5 protein-coding genes are annotated in these 5,108 nt (G+C 68.3%); 3 read left to right on the top strand and 2 right to left on the bottom strand.

The window, feature by feature from the left end; genetic code table 11:
* Together MJ783_RS07800 and MJ783_RS07805 are read right to left on the bottom strand one after the other, a co-directional pair.
* Positions 1–638, bottom strand: a 638-nt coding sequence (locus tag MJ783_RS07800; RefSeq protein ID WP_239309588.1) for an MBL fold metallo-hydrolase, incomplete at its 3' end; no start/stop codon positions are given.
* Between the two features lie 126 nt (positions 639–764).
* Positions 765–1,853, bottom strand: coding sequence for an S-(hydroxymethyl)mycothiol dehydrogenase (locus MJ783_RS07805; RefSeq protein WP_239309590.1), 1,089 nt, complete (start codon positions 1,851–1,853; stop codon positions 765–767).
* 415 nt (positions 1,854–2,268) lie between these two features.
* On the opposite strand from MJ783_RS07805, the gene MJ783_RS07810 reads away from it, so the two are divergent.
* The 3 genes from MJ783_RS07810 to MJ783_RS07820 all read left to right on the top strand — a co-directional run.
* Positions 2,269–3,258, top strand: coding sequence for a ParA family protein (locus tag MJ783_RS07810; protein WP_239309592.1), 990 nt, complete (start codon positions 2,269–2,271; stop codon positions 3,256–3,258).
* A gap of 77 nt (positions 3,259–3,335) precedes the next feature.
* On the top strand, positions 3,336–4,025 hold the full coding sequence (locus tag MJ783_RS07815; RefSeq protein WP_239309594.1) for a Zn-dependent membrane protease: 690 nt from the start codon (positions 3,336–3,338) through the stop codon (positions 4,023–4,025).
* A 146-nt stretch (positions 4,026–4,171) separates the two neighbouring features.
* A partial coding sequence (locus tag MJ783_RS07820; RefSeq protein ID WP_370651516.1) for a ScpA family protein occupies positions 4,172–5,108 on the top strand: 937 nt, incomplete at its 3' end.

Here is a 5,108-nt window from a genome sequence, read left to right on the forward strand (position 1 = left end):
AGGATCCACTGGTCGTAGTCAAGCGCCTCGGTGCCGATCGTGGTGTCATCACCGTGGCCGGTGTGCACCACGGTCTCCGGCGGCAGCGTCAGCAGCCGGCCTCTGATCGAGTCCAGGATGGTCGGAAAGTCGGAGAACGACCGGCCGGTCGCCCCCGGGCCGCCACGGAAAAGGGTGTCGCCGCTGAACAGAACCGGTTCCCCGCCGATCACCCCGTACAGGCACACCCCGCCGGGGGAGTGCCCCGGAGTGTGCATGACGTGTAGCCAGCCGCCGCCGGCGATCGGGAGCCGCTGGCCGTCGGAGAGCTCGAGGTCGGGCAGGCGGTCCGGATAGACCGCCTGCCACAGCATCAGATCCGCCGGGCACAGGGCGATCGGAGCCTGTACCCGGGCGGCCAGCTCCACCGCCGCGTTGATGTGGTCGTTGTGCCCGTGTGTCGCGACGATCACTGACACGTGCCGGCCGTCGATCGCGGCGAGGATCACTGAAGGGTCGTGTGCGGCATCGATGACCAGCACCTCGGTGTCGTCCCCGAGTAGCCAGATGTTGTTGTCAACCGTGAAGCTCTGGCCGTCGATCAGGAAGTCCCCGCGGGTGATGATCCGATCGACCCGTACCCCGCCGTTTCTCGCCACACGTTCTCCGTCCCCGTCGCTGAGCGGCTGACCGCCGGGTAGCTGACTGTCGTCGCGCTGGCCGCGTGAACGCCCAGCCGCTCACGGGCCGGACCGGCCCATTCCGGTACTGACCGTACATCTCGATCAGAGCGTAACGACACTGCGCAGTACATCGCCACGCCGCATGCGGGTAAAGGCGTCCTCGACGTCGCCGAGACCTATGGTCTCGGTCACGAACCGGTCGAGGTCGAGCCGGCCGGCTCGATACAGATCGATCAGGATGGGGAAGTCCCGGCTGGGCAGACAGTCGCCGTACCAGGACGTTTTCAGCGAGCCACCGCGACTGAATATCTCGATCATGGGCAGCTCAAGAGACATGGCCGGTTCGGGGACACCGACAAGGACGAGCCGTCCGGCGAGGTCCCGGGCGAAGAACGCCTGGCGGTAGGTCTCCGGCCGGCCGACCGCCTCGATGACCACGTCTGCGCCGTTACCGTCAGTCAACGCTCGGATCGCCTCCACGGGATCGAGGCCGCCTGCGTCGATGGTGTGGGTCGCACCGAACCCGCGGGCCCACTCCAGCTTGCGCGGGTCGATGTCCACCGCGATGATCCGTCGCGCACCGGCGATGGCCGCGCCCGCGATGGCCGCGTCCCCGACACCTCCGCAGCCGAAGACCGCGACGGTTTCCCCCCGGGTGATCTCGCCGGTGTTGACCGCCGCGCCGAACCCGGCCATCACCCCACAGCCGATCAGCCCGGCCACCTCCGGGCGCGCCGCTGGATCGATCTTCACGCACTGGGCGGCGGCCACCAGGGTCGCTTCGGCGAAGGCGCCGATACCCAGCGCCGGCGACAGCGGCGTCCCGTCCACCAGCGTCATGGGCTGGGCGGCATTGCGGGAGTCGAAGCAGTACCACGGGCGGCCCCGCAGGCAGGACCGGCAGGCCCCGCAGGGCGCCCGCCAAGCGATCACGACGTAGTCGCCGGCCGTGACCGAGGTGACCCCCTCGCCCACGGCGTCGACGACTCCGGCGGCCTCGTGACCGAGCAGGAAGGGATAATCGTCGCTGACAGCACCCTCGCGGTAATGCAGATCGGTGTGACAGATACCGCATGCCTGGACGCGCACCCGCGCCTCACCCGGCCCGGGATCGGGAACGATGATCTCGGTCAGGACGACGGGAGCGCCCTTTGCCAGGGAGACCACACCAGGAACTGTTACCCAACCCATCGCGGCGCTCCCGTCATCGTCGACCGTCAGGCACTGTCGGCCAGACACCGGGTGCGGCGGTCCGGTAGCCGCGGCGGTCCGGTAGCGTTTGCCACCAGCCGAATCACTCCGGGCCTCAGCATGGCCGGAAAACGGTGTGATCGTAGCTCGTCCTGCGCCGTCGGGTGTCCCAGGCAGCCAGGTCACGGACGGGTGTGGGGCGGGCACGGGCCTGAACCCGCCCGCGATGTCCGGCGCTCGCCGCGCCGACGTGACCTACCCGGCGTCGTGGGTCACCTCAAGTATCGGTACGCTCCTGACGGTCCGCTTCTGCTCTTCGTGCACGGATCCGCAAATATCTCCTGTGGCCTGAGGGTGCGCCGAGGATGAACGATCGCGCGCCCTCAGGCTGACCAGAAGGAGCAGGTCCCTTGACATGACCGCCGACGCCTCGCCGATGCCGACCCAGGTGCGTTCCCCCTACGGGGGGGTGACCGTCGGGGATCCGGCCCTGTCTGCCGATGGACGGCTCGACGGTGCCGACGTCGTGCACAGCTCAGGTGGGGCAGGCGAGCTGGGTCCCACGGGACGTCCGTTGCCGGCCTTTCCCAAGCCTCCTCCGGTGGTCACTCACGGTGCCGCCTGGGTGGTCGCCATGTGCAACCAGAAGGGCGGCGTCGGTAAGACGACCAGCACGATCAATCTCGGCGCGGCGCTCGCCGAGTACGGCCGCCGGACCCTGCTGGTCGACTTCGACCCGCAGGGGGCGCTGTCGGTCGGCCTCGGAATCAACCCGATGGTGCTGGAACGCACCGTCCACGATCTCCTCGTGGGTGGCGAAGCCGAGATGGGCGAGGTGATAGTCCCCACTCAGGTTGATGGTCTGGATCTGCTCCCCAGCAATATCGATCTGTCGGCCGCGGAGATGTTGCTGGTCACCGAGGTTGGTCGTGAGCACACGCTCGCGCGCGCGCTGGCGTCGGTCCGCTCCGAATACGATGTGATCCTTATTGACTGCCAGCCGTCGCTCGGTCTACTGACCGTGAACGCGCTGACCGCGGCCGACGCGGTCATCGTGCCGCTGGAGTGCGAGTATTTCGCCCTCCGCGGTGTCGCCCTGCTGCTGGACACCATCGACAAGGTGCGTGACCGGCTGAATCCACGCCTGGAGCTCGCGGGCATCCTTGCCACCATGTACGACGCCCGCACGCTGCACGCCCGGGAGGTGCTGGCGAGGGTCGTCGAACGGTTCCCGGACGAGGTCTTTCACACGGTGATCAGCCGTACCGTGCGCTTCCCGGAGACCACCGTCGCCGGTGAGCCGATCACGACCTACGCGCCCACATCGGTTGGAGCGGACGGATACCGGCGGCTGGCCCGCGAGCTGATCGCCAGGCATACGGCGCCGCCGGTGGCACAGCGCTAGGGATATACCCTGGGGACACACCCTGGCACCACGTAGCCGTAGCTTGTTCGGGAAGCGGATAAGGGACCTGTAGAGGCGTGCTGTTCCACCTGGCCGAACCCGCGGCGCTTCTGGGGATCGTTCTTGCGCTCCTCATCGGGATCTACGCACATGACGCGGCGCAGGTCGTGGTCGCGAGGTTGCTCCAGGACCCCGGGCCGATGCGGTCCGGCCGGCTGACGGCGTCGGTGAAACACCATGTCAGCCCTTTCAGCGCGGTGGCCATGATTATCGCCGGTGTCGGCTGGAGCGAGCCGATAGCCATGAACGACCTACGTCGCGGGCGACGGTTCCACGTCGCGGCGGCGCTGCTGGCCGGGCCGCTGGCCTATCTGCTGCTCACGTTCGGCGCACTCGTCGGTTTCACGTTCGTTCCCCAGTCGCTTGTCGTCATCGAGGGCAGCCGGATCGTGGAGCTCGCCGGTGTGGGCGACTTCCTCGGGAAGCTGGTGCTGTGGCTGGCGGTCACATTCGCGTCGCTGTTCATTGTGAGCCTCATCCCGATCCCGCCCGCCGACGGTGGGCGGGTGCTGTTCGGACTCGGCCCGCAGTCACCGAGCTGGCACAGGGCCGAGTACCAGCTCCGTGAGAACAACGTCGGAATCCTCATCCTGCTGGCGCTCATCCTGCTGCCGACGTTGTTTCCCGGTTTCCCCTCGGTCGTGGACCAGCTGGTTCTTCCGTTGCTCGACGGCCTGGGCGGCATTATCAACCTCCGTCTTCGTTGACACGTTGCGCCGGCCTCACACCTTGCGTGGGCCTCGTGCGTCGCTGGTTGGCCGAACGGGTGTGGCGCTGCCGGCCCGCCCGGTCGGTGCGGCTGGCCAGCCCGGCTGGTCGGTGCGGCTGCCTGAGCCGGCGGTAGCGTCCAGGCATGGCGCGGATCAGAACATCCCCTCATCGGGATGCGTCCGTGGCTGCCGGGACCGCCGAGCCCGTGGCTGCCGGGGCCGCCGAGCCCGTGGCGCCGACCGGACGGGGTCGCGGCGGTAGTGCCTTCGTGGTCGAGCTCGCGAATTTCACCGGTCCTTTCGATCTGCTGCTTTCCTTGATCGCTAAGCATAAGATGGACGTGACCGAGGTTGCGCTTTCCCAGGTCACCGATGAGTTCGTGGCGCACATCCGCCGCCTGGGCGCGGGCTTCGACCTCGGGCAGGCCACCGAGTTTCTGGTGATCGCGGCAACCCTCCTGGATCTCAAGGCGGCCAGGCTGCTGCCCGGGGCGATCTCCGAGGACGAGGCGGAGAACCTTGCCCTCCTCGAGGCCAGAGACCTGCTGTTCGCCCGGCTGTTGCAGTACAAGGCGTACAAGGAGGCATCGGCCCTCTTCACCGGGCTGATGACGCTGGAGGCCCGGCATCTGCCCCGGGCCGTCGCGCTGGAACCGCGGTACGCGCAGGCGCTGCCAGAGGTGCAGATCGGCATCGGGCCGGCCGAACTCGCCCGCCTCGCGGCCAGACTGCGAGAACCGCCGTTGCCTCCGCAGGTCGCGACCGATCACGTCCACCTGCCGCGGATCAACATCCGCGAGCATATGCTTGCGGTGATCGAAAAATTGCGAGAGGTGGGCAGCGCTTCCTTCGGGCTGCTGTGTGCCGGCTGCCAGCAGACGATCGAGGTGGTCGCGCGTTTCCTCGCCCTGCTCGAGCTCTTCCGGGAGGGACGGATCGCGTTTGCGCAGGAGGTGCCGCTGGGGGAGCTGATCGTCCGATGGGTGGCTGACGCCGAACCCGATGAGCTGGGGCGGGCGTCCGGCAGCTCCGGTGGCGGCCGCGTCGCCGACCACCTCGCCGGGAGCGGAGCCGCCGGCA

Origin of the sequence: Protofrankia sp. Cj3, from assembly GCF_917627355.1 — a bacterium.
In the GTDB taxonomy this organism is placed as follows: domain Bacteria; phylum Actinomycetota; class Actinomycetes; order Frankiales; family Frankiaceae; genus Protofrankia.